Raw genomic sequence first — 14,515 nt, forward strand, 5'->3', positions numbered from 1 at the left:
AATTTTCCTATGGATATTGTTTACATTCGCGATTTACGCATAGACACCATTATTGGTATTTACGATTGGGAGCGTGAGGTGCGCCAAACCGTGAGTATCGACTTGGAAATGGCGAGTGATATTCGTCAAGCTGCTGCGACCGATGACATTCAGTTTGCGCTTAACTACAAAGCAGTCTCTAAGCGCTTGATTGCTTATGTGGAAAATCGCAATGCGCTGTTGGTAGAAACCTTGGCGGAAGAGATTGCCCAATTAATTCAAACAGAATTTTCCGTGCCTTGGTTGCGCTTGCGTTTAAGTAAGCCCGGTGCAGTGCGCGGTGCACGCGATGTGGGGCTGATTATTGAGCGCGGTGAGAGGCCGGGGGCTGCGCCGCTATGACCGCGATTTACCTGAGCTTAGGCAGTAATGTTGAGCGCCACAAACACATAGCTGCGGCCTTGGATGCTCTGGCGCTGCATTTTGGTGAATTAATTATTTCGCCAGTGTATGAGAGTAAATCTATCGGGTTTGATGGTCGCAATTTTTTCAATCTGGTGGTGGGTGCCAATACCAGCCTGAGCATTGCTGAGTTATCGGAGTTGCTCAAAAAAATAGAAGACGATAATGGGCGCAAGCGCAACGGCCCTAAATTCAGCCCGCGTACCTTGGATATAGATATTTTAACCTACGGCGATTTTGTTGGCGTGGATTCAGGCATTGAGTTACCTCGCGCTGAAATTACTAAAAATGCCTTTGTGTTATTGCCTTTAGCGATGATCGCCCCGCAAGTAAAACACCCTCAGTTGCAGCAAACCTATGCCGAGCTTTGGCAAGGCTATGATCAGGAATCCCAGTTGTTGTGGGCGATTGATTTTGAGTGGAGCGGCAAACAAATTTCTGCACTCACTTAATGCTATTCACTCAAAACCATTTTTTATAGGCGATAGATCCAAAGCCCAACGCAATAATTAACATGGCGCCAAGCGTATAAAAATAACCGTTGGGTTCGCGCAGCTCAGGCATATTGTCAAAGTTCATGCCGTAAATGCCGGCGATAAATGTGAGAGGAACAAAAATCGCCGTAATCACCGTGAGTATGCGCATGGTGTTGTTCAGTTGATGTGAGCTAATGGACAGGTAGCCATTAATCAAATCGCCACATATTTCATAATACATGGTGCACAACCCATGCAAGCGTTCGCAGCGTTCAAATAAATCTTGTAGTGCGTGTTCTATATCGCCATCTTCTTCTATGAGTTGCTGGGGAATGTCTTTCAAAAGATTGGTAACCAGTTTCTCGTGGTAGCTAAATATGCGCTTCAGTTTGCGCAGGCGGGCTTGATAGGCAATTAATTCACGCATCACTTCATCATTGGGCTTTTCTTGCATCGAGTCTTCCAGCTCATTGAGTGACGGTTCAAACGCAAGAATGGCCTCAAGGTAGCGCCCAACGGAAAAACGCATGATGCGTGATGCTAACAAACCGGGGCTCACCAATAGGTTCTCGCTCTGCGCATTCTCCCAATAGTGGTTTACGCCCATAGAGTGGCGCGGGTGACAGCTGATCAAACAGCGCTCCCCGGCAAAGAGCGCGATGGTCATTTGTTGAATGGTTAAATCTTTATTAAATTCGGTGATGCCGCGATATAAAATCAGTGTGTAATTATCAAATGTTTCAGTTTTGGGTGGGTGCCTAAAACGTTGTACATCCTCAATAGCAAGAGGATGACAGCCCATAGCGGCTAAAAATGTTTTTTCACTTGCAGGCTCTTCGCCTAAAAGGTCAATCCAAATAAAGCCTTTTCCGTCGCGCCAGCGAGTTACCAGTTCTTCACCACCAACAATCCATTCACCTGTCGGTGTTAATAATTGCGCTCTGATCATGGTTGCTCGCTATAACTGTCGATGAAGTAGTTAGTGATTATATGGTGAGTGAACGGCCGCCATCCACTGTTAACACCTGGCCTGTTACGTAGGGAGCATCTGTCACCAAAAACATAATCGCTTTGGCGATATCCCGTGCTTGTCCGCGCTGTTGTAATGGGATTTTATTCAGCATTTTTTCTTTGTCATCGTCAGATAACTTGCCTTCTTGTTCTGGCCACAAAATAGCGCCGGGCGCTATTCCATTCACCCTAATGCGCGGTGCCAATTCTTGCGCGAGGCTTTTGGTTAACATCAGATTACCTGCTTTGGCGATGGAATAAATACTGTGACCACGCAGTGGTTTGTCAGCATAAATATCAGCGATATTCACTATACAGCCTGCTGCTGCAGCCAGTGCCGGCGCCAAAGCCTGCGCAAGAAAATAAGGCGCTTTTAAATTTGATCCAATCAAATCATCCCAGTCTGCTTCACTTGCCTTGCCAAATGGCGTGGGATAAAAACTGGAAGCATTGTTGATAAGCAGGGAAATTCCTTGCCATTGTTCACTGGCTTGTTTTGCAAGAGTCATCAATTGTGCATGGTTATTCAGATCGGCTTTGATAGCTATTGCGGAATCTGCGCGCTGACTATTTAGCTCATTAACAAGCGTAAATGCCTCAGGTTCGGAGTGGTAATAGTGAATAATCAAATTAAAGTTGGCGGCGTGCAGGTGACGGGCTACTTCAGCGCCTATACGTTTTGCTGCACCGGTAACCAAGGCAGCTTTTTGCTGGTTAGACATAGATTTTTCTCCCCCGCTGGTGAATTCTGGTTGTGAGTTTTGTGTAATCGAGTTGTTATTTTTTTGATATGGTCGAGGAATCGCTGATTAATGTTTGGCTGTGCTGCTGTTTAAGCGCGGTTAGTTTTTCCATGCGCTGTTTGTCCAGTGCTTCGCCAAACGCCGGGCCACTTAAACCTTGTGCTTTGACGGCATCTATATCTACTGCTTTTGCGACGGTTAAGCATTGGCGAAAATAATCGGCTTGCGGATAAGCGCGATTTTCAAAGCCTGTGCGACCGCGTGCGTCTGCTTCGCAGCACAGCAAAAATTGCTCAAAGCGTTCAGGGCGACGAAATGCATCGGTCGCATGAAGCACTTTTAACACTGTGGCAGGTTTTAACTCCAGTGCGCGGTGACAGTGGGTATGCCATTGTGCTGTTAACAAGGCGAGTTCTTTAAATTCCTTGGGCGCAGTGATGCGTGCGCAAAGTTGTTTTACCAAAGGTAGGCTGCGTTCTTCATGGGCGATATGGCGCGGCCATTCCTCTTTTGGTGTGGTGGCTTTGCCTAGGTCATGCACCAGGGTTGCAAAACGGACACAGACATTACCTGTCAATTTTACCGCTTGTTGCAAACTCATCAGGGTGTGAATGCCTGTGTCAATTTCAGGGTGATGGATAGCGGTTTGCGGCACGCCAAACAGTGCGTCTATCTCTGGAAATAAGCGCTCCAATGCATTGCAGTTGCGCAATAGCTGGATAAAAATTTCAGGATTGGGTTCACCCAGCGCGCGCTCGGTTTCTTTCCATGTGCGCTCGGCCACTAAATGGTCTACCTCACCCATGGCCACCATGCTGCGCATTAATTCAAGGGTTTCATCTGCAGGTTTAAAACCTAATTGGTGATAGCGCGCCGCAAAACGTGCAACGCGTAAAATGCGCACCGGATCCTCTGCAAATGCCGGCGATACATGGCGCAATATTTTTTCGTCGAGATCGCGACGACCATTGTATGGATCAATGATGTTGCCCTGTTCATCTTCCGCCATGGCATTAATAGTCAGGTCGCGACGAATCAGGTCTTCCTCCAGGCTGACCTCGGCTCCGCAATAAAAACTGAAGCCGCCGTAACCGCGACCGGTTTTGCGTTCAGTGCGGGCGAGGGCATATTCCTCTTTGGACTGTGGATGCAAAAACACCGGGAAATCTTTGCCTACTGGTGAGTAGCCCAATTGCTGCATTTGTTCGGGGCTGCTGCCCACCACAACCCAGTCGCGCTCGGTTACCGGTCGCTTTAATAATTTGTCGCGGACGGCGCCGCCAACCAGATATATTTTCATGGGTACAATCGCAAAAAATAATTCAGGAAAGTATAGGTGATAGTGATGATTAAAAAAAACGTTAAAAATGACTTGTGGCTGAACAAAAATTAACTTACTCTCGATCCAGTTACAAAAAACCTTATAACCTTAGATCAATTAATTATGTACCAAATGAACTCTGTCAAACATCGCTGCGCACTGCGACCAACTATTTGGTTTGCAGGCGTCGCTATTTTGCGGAGCGGATTTTGTTGATTAGTTGAATAATCGTTATAAACAAAGGCCGCAGCATAAAAACTGCGGCCTTTTTGTTTTCAAGGTTTCAGTTTTTAAAATTTCAGTGAAACAAGGCTGACGTTGTGCTGCGGCTATTACTTGCATGTTGCTCATGGGGCAATAAGGAGTTATGCCGTGGCCGTTTTTTTTGCTTATATTTCCGTGGTGCTCATATGGGCAACCACTCCGCTTGCCATTCAATGGAGCAGCGATAGTCTCAGCTTTATCGCAGCTGTATGCGCTCGCATGTCGCTGGCCTTTGCGCTGGCAATATTGATTCACGCCTTTCTGCGTCAGTCGCTTACCGTTTATTGGCAACAGCGCAATATTTATTTTGCTGCCTCCTTGGGAATTTTTCCGAACATGCCCTTGGTGTATTGGGCGGCGCAATTTATTCCATCGGGTTTGGTTGCGGTTATTTTTGCGTTTTCACCTTTTGCTACCGGTGTGATGACTCTGCTGTTGTTAAAGCAAAATCCCTTTGGCATTAAACGTGTGCTGGCACTGCTATTGGCGATTTGTGGTTTGCTGGTAATTTTTTATCAGCAGCTGCATTTTGATGCCGCATCAATCTACGGTGTTGTCGGAATTTTGTTGTCCTGTTTGCTGTTTAGTTTTAGCAGTGTCTGGGTAAAAAAATTAAGTGCAGCCAGCGCTCAACAGGCATCACCTTTTCAACAGGCAACGGGAGCTTTGTTATTTGCCTTGCCGGGTTTGTTGATAAGTTGGTGGTGGATGGACGGCAGCCTCCCAGTCGCCGTCTCGCTTAAATCAGCGGGTGCAATTGTGTACTTGGCGATTGTTGGCTCGCTCCTTGGGGCAGTGATGTTCTTTTTTATCTTGCAGCGGTTATCGGCTAATGCAGTATCGCTGATCACCTTGATGACACCCGTATTAGCCATATTGATTGGCAAGCACTTGGCGGCGGAGCAGTTGCCTGCGAGCACTTTGGCAGGTATTGCTCTGGTGTTTACCGGACTTTTGCTTTATTCGCCCTGGGCGGTTCGGAGTTGGTGCGACGGCTTGGTTTCTGCGTTGTCAGCTTCTCTGCGCCGCTCGGGTGATGGGCAAAGTGGCGCGCAAATCTTGCTGGAAAAAGCGCGTGAGGATGTGGCTCGCTATAAATGAGTGTTATTGGTGCGCACACTGCAGAACTGCTCGCTATGTGCGCACTGTTTTGGTGCCTTGTGTTATTTGAAATGTGGTATCCAAACTTGTATTCAATGAGTAACTTTATGATTTTAATGGAAAAAACAAAATTGGCTTGGTATCTGCAAAGGTAGGGTCAGGCTAGTGTGAATTATCAATAGCTGCATCAAAAGACATTTTGAAAAGACCATTAAATAGAGGAAGAACTCATGAAAATGAAACAAAAGTTAGTTGCTGGTGCAATCGCTCTTTCTGCAATGGCCGGTTTTTCTGTGCCAGCCGTTCACGCTGCCGAAGTGGCCGCTTCTGTAGGCGCCGCCAACATGTATTACTGGCGTGGTTTTGATTTGGGTGGTGGTGCTGCATTGATTGGCGACATCAACGTTAGCAGCAATGGTTTTGTTGCTGGCCTGTGGACTTCTTCCGGTGACGGCAATCTGGGTACTGAATACGATATCTATGCTGGCTACTCGGGTAGTGCGGGTGACTTTTCTTACGGCGTGAGTGTTGTATCTTACGTTTACCCAACCTTGGGTGAAGAGACTGAAGAAGGTGAACCCTACGCAGTTAAACCAGGTGAGTATGTTGAAGTAATTCCTTTCATCGGTTACGGCCCATTTAAAGTTACCTATTACGATGCAGTAGTTGCCGACCATGCTCCTTTGGGAGATGAAGACTACAGTTACGTGACTGCTGAGCTGAATTTCGAAAAGTTCGCATTCAAATATGGTCAGCACATGGATGATGTAGGTGCAGTTGATGGCATCTCTCACTTGGATGCTACCTACAAGTACAACGATAAGCTCTCTTTCACCGTAGGCAAAATCATTGACGATAACGATGGTGCTGTGGACGATGAAGTGAACGTAGTTGTGACCCTGTCTTTGCCAATTATGTAATCCAGGTCGATTCGGTTACTTCAGAAAGGGTGAGCTTTGGCTCGCCCTTTTTATTAATTTGATTTTTAAAATAATAATTATATGATTTAATAAAAGATTCTTTCCAAGCCCTTATGCTGCATTCGCAAGTCTGGTTCAATGCGTGCCTGCGGCTCTTCATTTATAAGGAATCTTACATGTCTCGCACTCCTGTTTTGGTCACTGGTGGCGCTGGTTTTATTGGCAGCCACGTCTGTGTCGAACTTATCAATAGCGGCTACTTGCCGGTGGTGGTGGATAACCTCTGCAATAGCAAGCCTGAAGCGCTTAAGCGGGTGGCTAAAATTGCCGGCCTTGAGCCAGTGTTTTACCAAGTGGATATCAATGACAAAGAAGCTATGCGCAATGTTTTTGCGGCGCATAAGTTTGCTGCTGTTATGCATTTTGCTGGTCTTAAGGCGGTGGGTGAATCCAACCAGATCCCGATGAAATACTATCGCTACAATGTGGCGGGCAGTTTGTCGCTCACCGAGGTGATGGAAGAGTTCAAGATCTGGAAGCTGATTTTCAGCTCCTCAGCCACTGTGTACGGCGACCCGGTTTCGGTGCCGATCAATGAAAGCTTTGCTACCTCGGCAACCAACCCTTACGGGCGCAGCAAGTTGATGGTAGAGGAAATGATGCAAGACATCGCCCGCGCGCCGGGTAGTGAGTGGAATATTTCACTGCTGCGCTACTTCAACCCAGTGGGCGCCCATGAAAGTGGTTTGATTGGGGAGGATCCTGCCGGTATACCCAATAATTTATTGCCTTATGTGGCGCAGGTGGCGATTGGCAAACTCAAAGAGTTGAGTGTGTTTGGCAATGATTACAACACGGTGGATGGAACCGGCGTGCGCGATTACATCCACGTGGTGGATTTGGCGAAAGGGCATGTGGCGGCACTTCAAGGCCTGGAAAAATCTGGCTCAGGTTGCCGCGCGTACAATCTGGGTACCGGTCGCGGCTATTCGGTGCTGGAAATGGTCAAGGCATTCGAAGCGGCGAGTGGTCGCCCTGTGCCTTATAAGATAGTACCGCGTCGCCCGGGTGATATTGCGAGCTGTTATGCCGACCCTGTTAAGGCGAAAACCGAGCTGGGTTGGACGGCAGAATTCGGCCTTGAGCGTATGATGCAAGATGCCTGGCGCTGGCAGTCGCAAAACCCGAATGGTTACGACAGCTAATAAGCGCTCAGCTCCATATTCAAAAGCCCGCCCCCTGTGCGGGCTTTTTTATAGGTGTCTATTGTGGATTTTTAGGCAAAGTTTGTAATTCCCGTTATAGTTGCGCCCAATTTCAACTGCAGAGGACTTGTCCATGATTCATTTGTTTTGGTTATTTGTCGGCCTGGTTTTGCTAACGGTGGGCGGTGAGGCTCTGGTACGTGGTGCGCTCGCGGCGGCGCGTCGCTTGGGTGTGTCGCCGCTCTTGGCGGGTTTGGTGATTGTCGGTTTTGGCACCTCGGCGCCTGAGCTGGTGGTGTCTTTGCAAGCGGCGTTAAGCGGTTCTCCTGCTATCGCGGTGGGCAATGTGGTGGGTAGTAATATCGCCAACATTTTGCTGATTCTGGGGATCAGCGCGGTGATTATGCCGCTGGTAACCCATATTCAATCTCTGCGCCGCGATGGCCTGACCATGTTATTTGCCACTCTGCTGTTTATGGGGCTGGCAAGTTTTGGTGGTTTGGGGCGTCTGGAAGGCATTCTGATGCTGGCGGCGCTGGCTGCCTATTTAGTATGGGCTTACCGCACCGAGCGCGAGGATACCAGCAGCCCTGAAGCACAACTGCACAAAGCAGAGTCAGAAGAGATCGAGGTTGTGCCCATGAGTATTCCCATGACTCTCTTGGCAACAGTGGGTGGTTTGGCGATGTTGATTGTGGGTGCCAATCGCTTTTTGCTGGGCGCTGTGGGTTTGGGTGAGCAGCTGGGTGTTCCCGAGGCGATTATTGGCCTGACTGTGGTAGCGGTAGGGACCTCTTTACCTGAGCTGGCAGTTTCCATTATCGCGGCGATTCGCAAGCACGCTGATGTGGCGGTAGGGAATATTGTTGGCAGCAACATCTTCAATATTTTGTGTATTTTGGGTATCTCATCAGTCATTACTCCGCTGCCGCTGGAGGGTCGTCTGCTGACTATTGACCAATTTGTCATGTTGGGCGCTGCCGTCTTGTTGCTGTTGTTTTTGTTTTTTGGCTTACGTTTATCGCGCCTCAAGGGGGCAATTTTGCTCGGTGCTTATGTGACTTACATTGCGGCCATGTTCGGATTGCAAGGCTAATCCCGCCTGCCAATACCCCTCCTAAAAACAACAAACTCCGGCTTGGTCCGGGGTTTGTTGTTTTTGCATGGCATCAATGAGTTAAACCAAATCTTTATCGGTCGCAAACGAGAGTGCAAAAGATTTTGGCCCTACATTCACGGCGCCGGTCATGCTCATCATGGAGAGCATGGTTTTGATGTTGTACTGCTTGCAGAATTCGCGGAATTCCACCAGTACTGGTTCGTCTTTAATTTCCTCCAGCAAACCACCGTAACTCATGGCCACTACATCGCTAGTAAGCCCCTGCTGAATTTGTTTTTTCACATGGGCCAGCAGTTTCTCCAGCGCGCCCAAAAAACCGCGGCCGGTATCGATTTTGTCGGTATTGCCGCGATGCAATTGCACTATTGGGCGCAAGTTGAGCGCGCTGGCTAATTTAAAGTTGATCCAGGAAATATTGTTATCGCCTTTGCGCAGGTGACGGCGTTCGCGCATGTAAGACAAATCATTGGGGATTAAATAGCCGTACACCTGATCGCGCATATTGTCGATTTCGCGGATGGATTTATTGAGCGGCAAATTGTCTACCTGGATGCGTTTAACCAACTCGTAAACCAGTAGCGCGTGACCGGTAAACATGGACATAGAGTCGTATAAACGAATGCGGAAGGGCGCGCGCCCCTCGTTGCGCTCCAGCTCGCGAAATTTGGGTTCATTCACCAGCGCCGCTTCAGATACGCGTTTGAATACATCGCTTTTTTTACTGTTGATGGTGACGACTTGCACCAAATCGTATTTGGGCAGCAGGCGTTTTTTCAGGATGTCAGTCATGTCGTTGACTGAAAGCGGGTCGGATTGCGCCAGTCCGTACACATCGCGGCTGTGGTTTTTGTAAAAGTTGAGCATGGTTTGTGGGTCGCGGTAGTCCAGCTCTTGTCCTTTGGCATGCTTGATGTAAATCGGCAGCACTTCGATATTGTGCTGTTGGATAAATTTGGCCGGTAAGTCGCAGGTTGAATCAACGGCTATGCAGGTCCTGGCGGTCATGGTTCTTCTCTCCTCGAAGTCTCTCGCAAATGAAATCTTTGAATAAGATGGCGTCATCCATGAGCAAATGTTGGTGTTCACGTCGCTGTGAATACCTGGCTGATCATGGGGCCAGTATCAGGTGGCGGGGAGTTTTGCGATAGTCGCGAAAATCCACCGGTGTTGTGAGGTTTGGAGGAAGAGTTTGTGCGCTTTGGCTTACAGGCTGTCAGTCTGAAGCGGTGGGAAGGGGGAGATAAATGCTAAAACGGGCGCCACCTAGCGGTGAGCGGCTGATATGTATGTCGCCATCGTAGCTGCGGATAATTTCGGCGGCGACCGCAAGGCCAATGCCCTGGCCGGGTTGGTTGGTGTCCAGCCGTTGGCCGCGTTCGAGAATGCGCTCGGTCTGGTTTTCCGGTACACCGGGGCCGTCATCTTCTATATCGATACAGAGCTGATGGCCTACCGCGTGAGAACTCATGCGAATTTCACTCCGGCCGTATTTGAACGCATTTTCCAGCAGGTTGCCGAGTAGCTCCATAATGTCCTGTTCGTCGCCGGCAACCAGTGCGTTAGGGGAGAGTTCCAGCGACTGTTTCATCTGTTTGCTGGCATAGACTTTTTGCAGGGCGGCAAACAACCGCTGGGCGATTGGCTCTATACGGGTGCGGCGGAAACTGCCTTGCTGTTGGCTGGAGACGGCGCGCTGCAGCTGGTAAGTCACTACCTGACTCATGCGCGCCACCTGTTCGCTGGCGATTTGTTGCAGTTCGCTATCCGATTCCAGTCCTTGACCTAACCGGCTTTGAAGCACGGCCAGTGGTGTCTTCAGGCTGTGCGCCAAATCTGCCAGGCTGTTGCGATAGCGCTGGCGCAGTGCCTGCTCCCGCTCTAGCACCTGGTTGAGGTTGTCGACAATTTTTTGCAGCTCTTTGGGGTGTTCGCCGGCGATATTGCTGGTGTCACCGCTCTGCATTTTTTTCAGCGCCACCGCGAGTTTGCCCAAGGGGCGCAAGCCCCAGCGCAAAATCACCACCTGCGCGATTAACAGGAAAAAACCCGCCGCGCCGAGCCAGCGCCAAAGTTGCTGGCGATAGGCTTTCAGTTCCGCTTTGAACTCGGTGGCGCCATGAATTACTACAAAATAAAAGGGCGCGGGCTTACCGCTGGTGTCTTCCCAGTTCACCGCGTAGCTGGCGACAAAATGCTTTTTTTTGTCCAGCAATTGTTCGCTGAACACCAGTTGTCCGGGGGAGTCTTTGGTCACCACCTGATCAAAGGCGGGCGGGGCAAGCAGTGCGGCAGAATTGGAGTTCCATACCAGTTTTTCCTTGCCGTTAAAGATATAACCGTAAAGGCCGGAATTGGGGTGTTCAAAGTCTGCTTCACTGAGGGTCACCGGCATTTTCAGGCGCTCGAAGCGATTATTTTGCACCTGGGGTTCGGCCACACTAAACAGCAGGTTGATGTGCCCGCGAAGGCGCGCACTTTCAGCTTCCGTTAGGCTGTTTTCAAAGGCGCTGTTAAGAAAATAGCCGGTCAAGCCCAAAAACAGAGGCAACAACACCGCCGACGCCAGTAACAGGCGGGCAGCAATGGATGAAAGTCGCGCTTTGAGCTTTGGCAAAACTTACTGAATGTCCAGGTTGAAGCGATAGCCCAAACCGCGCTGGGTGCTGATCAGGTTGAGGCTGCCGTCCGGGTCAAGTTTTTTGCGCAAGCGCCCTACAAACACTTCAATCACATTGCTATCGCGGTCGTAGTCTTGGGCGTAGAGGTGCTCGGTTAGCTCACTTTTGGAGATGTTCTTGCCGGCATGCAGTGCAAGGTAAGTCAGGGTGTTGTATTCAAAACTGGTCAGTTCCACTTCGGTGTCATCGCGGTGCACTCGCTTGGCGCTGGTATCTATGGTGATAGGGCCATAGCGCAGCACTGATGAGGCATGGCCACTTGCCCGGCGCAGCAAGGCGTGAATGCGCGCGCGCAACTCTTCCGGGTGAAAGGGCTTGGTGAGGTAGTCGTCAGCGCCAGCTTCCAGCCCCTGCACCTTGTCCTGCCAATTACCGCGTGCGGTGAGGATTAAAATAGGAAAGTTGCGCGATTTGCTGCGCAGCTCACGGATCAACTGGGTGCCGTCAAGCAGCGGGAGCCCTAGGTCGATAATCGCCAGATCATAGTCATATTCAGTGCCCAAAAATAAACCCTCGCGGCCATCGGCGGCGCTGTCGCAGGCGTACTTTTCGGTGGCCATCAGGGCGAGAATCTGCTCGCGCAGGGGCTTTTCATCTTCGACGATCAATATGCGCATGGTGATCCTGACCTTATTGCTAAATGGGTTGGGTTAATAGTTGAGCAGCTGACCGGTTTGGCCATCCACGTTAATAATGCGCATACGGCCATCGTTGAGCACTTTTACGCCATAAATAATACCGGATTCATTGCGCAGGCTGTTTACGCTCATCACTTGGCCGCCTACTTTGGTGCGCACCAGCGCCGCTGCCTGGGCGGGCGATAATTTGGGAGGAATGGTTTCATCGTCCGTACTGGCGCTATCAATCAATTGATTGCCCGATGCACTGGAGGTGAACCCCATGTTGCCGTCTAGCAGTGAGTCATCGGCGGGCAGGTGTGATGAACTTAGCAGTCCCAAAATGGCCAGACTGGTCAGCAATAGGTGGCGCGATGCGGCGCATATGCGGAGGCGGAAGGTCATTGACTGCGACATAACAAATTCCAACTGGGAAATACCACCATCTCAATATCGCCGCTGCAGGGGTAAAGGTCAATCAGACCTTGCCCCGCTCGCGCTTTATCAGTAACGCTCTCTAACATGCACTATGCGGTCGCCGGGATGATGGCGGGTATTAGTAGTATAAACCCGGCCATCGTAGCGATAGGTGACATCATAGCCCACCAGTTCGCGTTGATACTCGGTGCGGTAGCGAGTGGTGCACACCTCGCGATCTTCATAGCTGGTGACGCGACGGCTGCCACCTGCCACATTGTTGCCTATGGCTGCACCAATCAGGCCGCCGGCCGCCGTGGCGTGGCCGTTGCGACCAACTTCGTGGCCTATGGCTGCACCAATCAAACCACCCACCACCGTGCCTTCAAAGGAGTCGCCGCCACCGCGACGCTCGGTGTAAGCCACGGTTTCCACATGGCATGAATCGACCGGCACGCGCACGGCTACTTCGCGATACACCGGTGTGCTGCGCACAACGCGGGCGTAATCATCGCGGTATTCCACGTAGCGTTCGTGTTTGTGGTAATGCTTGTGATGATGTTTATGTTTGCCGTCGGCGAAAACGTTGTTAGCCAGCAACAAACTGATGCTGGCCAGCGCGCTGATTGCTAACAATTTTTTCATGGTGTTGCTCCTCATGGGGTTGGCGGTTAACGCCAACAGGGATAAATGGTTTGCAAGTTCAGGCAAACCCGCGCCTGATAATTGCTTAGGGTCAGACTAGTCCTCACAAACTGAATCAAAACTGAAATTATTCGGCGTTTTTTATGCCTGGGTGGCTGATCCTGTGCGCTTGGTCGCAAATGCTTGCGCTCAGGTAAAAACACAAATAAAGCTGCAAGTTGCGCCAATTTTGGGCGGTACTCAGGTTATAATCGCGGCCATTTTTTCTGAATTGCCCGCAACAGGTTGTTTCATGTCTGAATTAAACGTCAAAGAATATATGGCTGGGGTTGGTCGCAAGGCGCGTGCCGCTTCGCGCATTATTGCTGCAGCCCCTACCGCGGTTAAAAACGCGGCACTTTTGGCCATAGCCAGTGAGTTGGATAAGTCCCGTATTACGCTAGTGGCTGAAAACCAGAAAGATCTGGCTGCTGGTAAAGCCAACGGTTTGGATGCGGCGATGCTGGATCGCCTTGCGGTCAAGCCAGCGGCAATCGACAGCATGATTGAAGGCCTGCGGCAGGTCGCTTCACTGGCCGATCCTTGCGGTGAGATTACCGGCATGAGTTATCGCCCCAGCGGCATTCAGGTGGGCAAAATGCGTGTGCCGCTCGGCGTGGTGGGCATTATTTATGAGTCGCGTCCCAACGTGACCATTGATGCTGCCAGTCTCTGTTTAAAATCTGGCAATGCCGCGATTTTGCGCGGTGGCAGTGAGGCAATTCACTCCAATCGCGCTATCGCCAATTGTTTGCAGGCGGGTTTAAAAGCCGCTGGTTTGCCGGCCGATGTGGTGCAGGTTATTGAAACTACTGACCGCGCGGCAGTGGGCGAGCTGATCACCATGCCGCAATTTGTGGATGTGATTGTGCCTCGCGGCGGTAAGGGGTTGATCGAACGCATCAGCAGCGATGCCAAAGTGCCGGTGATCAAACACCTTGATGGCATTTGCCACGTGTATATCGACGATAAAGCCGATCTGGAAAAAGCCTTCACAGTAGCGATGAACGCCAAAACCCATCGCTATGGCGTGTGCAACGCCATGGAAACCTTGCTGGTTCATGAAGCCGTAGCGGCGCAGATTTTGCCGCGTTTGGCACAGGCTTATGGCGAAAAAGGCGTGGAGCTGCGCGGCGATGAAAAAACTCGCGCGATCATCGCAGCTAATGTGGCAACCGAAGAGGACTGGGCGACCGAATATTTGGCACCTATTCTATCGATCAAGCTGGTTGGCGGTTTGGATGAGGCAATTGCGCATATCAACCAATACAGCTCGCAGCACACAGATTCCATCATCACTGAAGACTACACCCGCGCGCGCCGCTTCATCACCGAAGTGGATTCCGCCTCGGTGATGGTGAATGCCTCCACCCGGTTTGCCGATGGTTTTGAGTATGGCTTGGGGGCGGAAATTGGTATTTCTACCGACAAAATCCACGCGCGCGGCCCTGTGGGGCTGGAAGGTTTGACCTCGCAAAAATGGGTTGTGTTTGGCGATGGGCATATTCGGGTCTAAG

At 50.4% G+C, this 14,515-nt stretch carries 15 protein-coding genes; 7 read left to right on the forward strand and 8 right to left on the reverse strand.

Annotated elements, in window-relative coordinates; all coding sequences use genetic code 11:
* Window positions 1-9: 9 nt before the first annotated feature.
* Both folB and folK read left to right on the forward strand, forming a co-directional pair.
* Window positions 10-381 carry a dihydroneopterin aldolase gene (folB, locus tag ACFODX_RS11025; RefSeq protein ID WP_378119031.1) on the forward strand — a complete coding sequence of 124 codons (372 nt, stop codon included), beginning with the start codon at window positions 10-12 and terminating at the stop codon, window positions 379-381.
* Window positions 378-893: a 2-amino-4-hydroxy-6-hydroxymethyldihydropteridine diphosphokinase gene (gene folK / locus ACFODX_RS11030; protein WP_378119033.1), complete on the forward strand. Its 516-nt coding sequence runs from the start codon at window positions 378-380 to the stop codon at window positions 891-893. Before folB ends, folK begins: the two co-directional genes overlap by 4 nt.
* 10 nt (window positions 894-903) lie before the next feature.
* Here folK and ACFODX_RS11035 read toward each other — a convergent pair whose 3' ends face one another.
* Genes ACFODX_RS11035 through ACFODX_RS11045 form a run of 3 tightly spaced genes read right to left on the reverse strand, consistent with a single transcriptional unit; the run spans window position 904 to window position 3,971 of the window.
* Window positions 904-1,866, reverse strand: coding sequence for a magnesium transporter CorA family protein (locus ACFODX_RS11035; protein ID WP_378119035.1), 963 nt, complete (start codon window positions 1,864-1,866; stop codon window positions 904-906).
* Between the two features lie 37 nt (window positions 1,867-1,903).
* A complete protein-coding gene (locus ACFODX_RS11040; protein ID WP_378119037.1) occupies window positions 1,904-2,650 on the reverse strand; it encodes a pteridine reductase in 747 nt (248 codons plus the stop codon).
* 55 nt (window positions 2,651-2,705) lie between these two features.
* On the reverse strand, window positions 2,706-3,971 hold the full coding sequence (locus ACFODX_RS11045; protein WP_378119039.1) for a multifunctional CCA addition/repair protein: 1,266 nt from the start codon (window positions 3,969-3,971) through the stop codon (window positions 2,706-2,708).
* Between the two features lie 393 nt (window positions 3,972-4,364).
* Between ACFODX_RS11045 and ACFODX_RS11050 the strand changes: the two genes are divergently transcribed.
* From ACFODX_RS11050 to ACFODX_RS11065, 4 genes are all read left to right on the forward strand, one after another.
* Complete coding sequence (locus tag ACFODX_RS11050) at window positions 4,365-5,357, forward strand: DMT family transporter (RefSeq protein ID WP_378119041.1); 993 nt, start codon at window positions 4,365-4,367, stop codon at window positions 5,355-5,357.
* A gap of 230 nt (window positions 5,358-5,587) precedes the next feature.
* Complete coding sequence (locus ACFODX_RS11055; protein WP_378119043.1) at window positions 5,588-6,277, forward strand: hypothetical protein; 690 nt, start codon at window positions 5,588-5,590, stop codon at window positions 6,275-6,277.
* Between the two features lie 176 nt (window positions 6,278-6,453).
* Window positions 6,454-7,482, forward strand: coding sequence for a UDP-glucose 4-epimerase GalE (galE, locus tag ACFODX_RS11060; RefSeq protein WP_378119045.1), 1,029 nt, complete (start codon window positions 6,454-6,456; stop codon window positions 7,480-7,482).
* A 133-nt stretch (window positions 7,483-7,615) separates the two neighbouring features.
* The gene (locus tag ACFODX_RS11065) at window positions 7,616-8,578 is read left to right on the forward strand and encodes a calcium/sodium antiporter (protein WP_378119047.1); all 963 of its coding nucleotides are present in this window, start codon (window positions 7,616-7,618) and stop codon (window positions 8,576-8,578) included.
* Between the two features lie 81 nt (window positions 8,579-8,659).
* Here the strand turns inward: ACFODX_RS11065 and ACFODX_RS11070 are convergent, their stop codons facing one another.
* The 5 genes from ACFODX_RS11070 to ACFODX_RS11090 all read right to left on the reverse strand — a co-directional run bounded on the left by ACFODX_RS11070 (window position 8,660) and on the right by ACFODX_RS11090 (window position 12,959).
* On the reverse strand, window positions 8,660-9,607 hold the full coding sequence (locus ACFODX_RS11070) for a DegV family protein (RefSeq protein WP_378119049.1): 948 nt from the start codon (window positions 9,605-9,607) through the stop codon (window positions 8,660-8,662).
* A 208-nt stretch (window positions 9,608-9,815) separates the two neighbouring features.
* Entirely contained in the window at window positions 9,816-11,216 is a 1,401-nt protein-coding gene (locus tag ACFODX_RS11075; protein ID WP_378119051.1) for an ATP-binding protein, read from the reverse strand.
* A 3-nt stretch (window positions 11,217-11,219) separates the two neighbouring features.
* Window positions 11,220-11,897: a response regulator transcription factor gene (locus ACFODX_RS11080; protein ID WP_324258426.1), complete on the reverse strand. Its 678-nt coding sequence runs from the start codon at window positions 11,895-11,897 to the stop codon at window positions 11,220-11,222.
* Window positions 11,898-11,930: 33 nt separating this feature from the next.
* Entirely contained in the window at window positions 11,931-12,314 is a 384-nt protein-coding gene (locus tag ACFODX_RS11085; RefSeq protein WP_378119053.1) for a PepSY domain-containing protein, read from the reverse strand.
* A gap of 87 nt (window positions 12,315-12,401) precedes the next feature.
* Complete coding sequence (locus tag ACFODX_RS11090; RefSeq protein ID WP_378119055.1) at window positions 12,402-12,959, reverse strand: glycine zipper 2TM domain-containing protein; 558 nt, start codon at window positions 12,957-12,959, stop codon at window positions 12,402-12,404.
* A 292-nt stretch (window positions 12,960-13,251) separates the two neighbouring features.
* On the opposite strand from ACFODX_RS11090, the gene ACFODX_RS11095 reads away from it, so the two are divergent.
* Window positions 13,252-14,514, forward strand: a complete 1,263-nt coding sequence (locus ACFODX_RS11095) for a glutamate-5-semialdehyde dehydrogenase (protein ID WP_378119058.1) — start codon at window positions 13,252-13,254, stop codon at window positions 14,512-14,514.
* The last annotated feature ends 1 nt before the right edge of the window (window position 14,515 follow it).

Origin of the sequence: Cellvibrio fontiphilus, assembly GCF_042646205.1 — a bacterium.
Classification (GTDB): domain Bacteria; phylum Pseudomonadota; class Gammaproteobacteria; order Pseudomonadales; family Cellvibrionaceae; genus Cellvibrio; species Cellvibrio fontiphilus_A.

Bases quoted from the DNA above. Each gene is read 5' to 3' on its own strand.
- ACFODX_RS11045 (WP_378119039.1), bottom strand. From the start codon at position 3,971: ATGAAAATATATCTGGTTGGCGGCGCCGTCCGCGACAAATTATTAAAG.
- folK (WP_378119033.1), top strand. From the start codon at position 378: ATGACCGCGATTTACCTGAGCTTAGGCAGTAATGTTGAGCGCCACAAA.
- ACFODX_RS11095 (WP_378119058.1), top strand. From the start codon at position 13,252: ATGTCTGAATTAAACGTCAAAGAATATATGGCTGGGGTTGGTCGCAAG.
- ACFODX_RS11090 (WP_378119055.1), bottom strand. From the start codon at position 12,959: ATGAAAAAATTGTTAGCAATCAGCGCGCTGGCCAGCATCAGTTTGTTG.
- ACFODX_RS11065 (WP_378119047.1), top strand. From the start codon at position 7,616: ATGATTCATTTGTTTTGGTTATTTGTCGGCCTGGTTTTGCTAACGGTG.
- ACFODX_RS11070 (WP_378119049.1), bottom strand. From the start codon at position 9,607: ATGACCGCCAGGACCTGCATAGCCGTTGATTCAACCTGCGACTTACCG.
- ACFODX_RS11080 (WP_324258426.1), bottom strand. From the start codon at position 11,897: ATGCGCATATTGATCGTCGAAGATGAAAAGCCCCTGCGCGAGCAGATT.
- ACFODX_RS11085 (WP_378119053.1), bottom strand. From the start codon at position 12,314: ATGTCGCAGTCAATGACCTTCCGCCTCCGCATATGCGCCGCATCGCGC.
- ACFODX_RS11040 (WP_378119037.1), bottom strand. From the start codon at position 2,650: ATGTCTAACCAGCAAAAAGCTGCCTTGGTTACCGGTGCAGCAAAACGT.
- galE (WP_378119045.1), top strand. From the start codon at position 6,454: ATGTCTCGCACTCCTGTTTTGGTCACTGGTGGCGCTGGTTTTATTGGC.
- ACFODX_RS11055 (WP_378119043.1), top strand. From the start codon at position 5,588: ATGAAAATGAAACAAAAGTTAGTTGCTGGTGCAATCGCTCTTTCTGCA.
- folB (WP_378119031.1), top strand. From the start codon at position 10: ATGGATATTGTTTACATTCGCGATTTACGCATAGACACCATTATTGGT.
- ACFODX_RS11035 (WP_378119035.1), bottom strand. From the start codon at position 1,866: ATGATCAGAGCGCAATTATTAACACCGACAGGTGAATGGATTGTTGGT.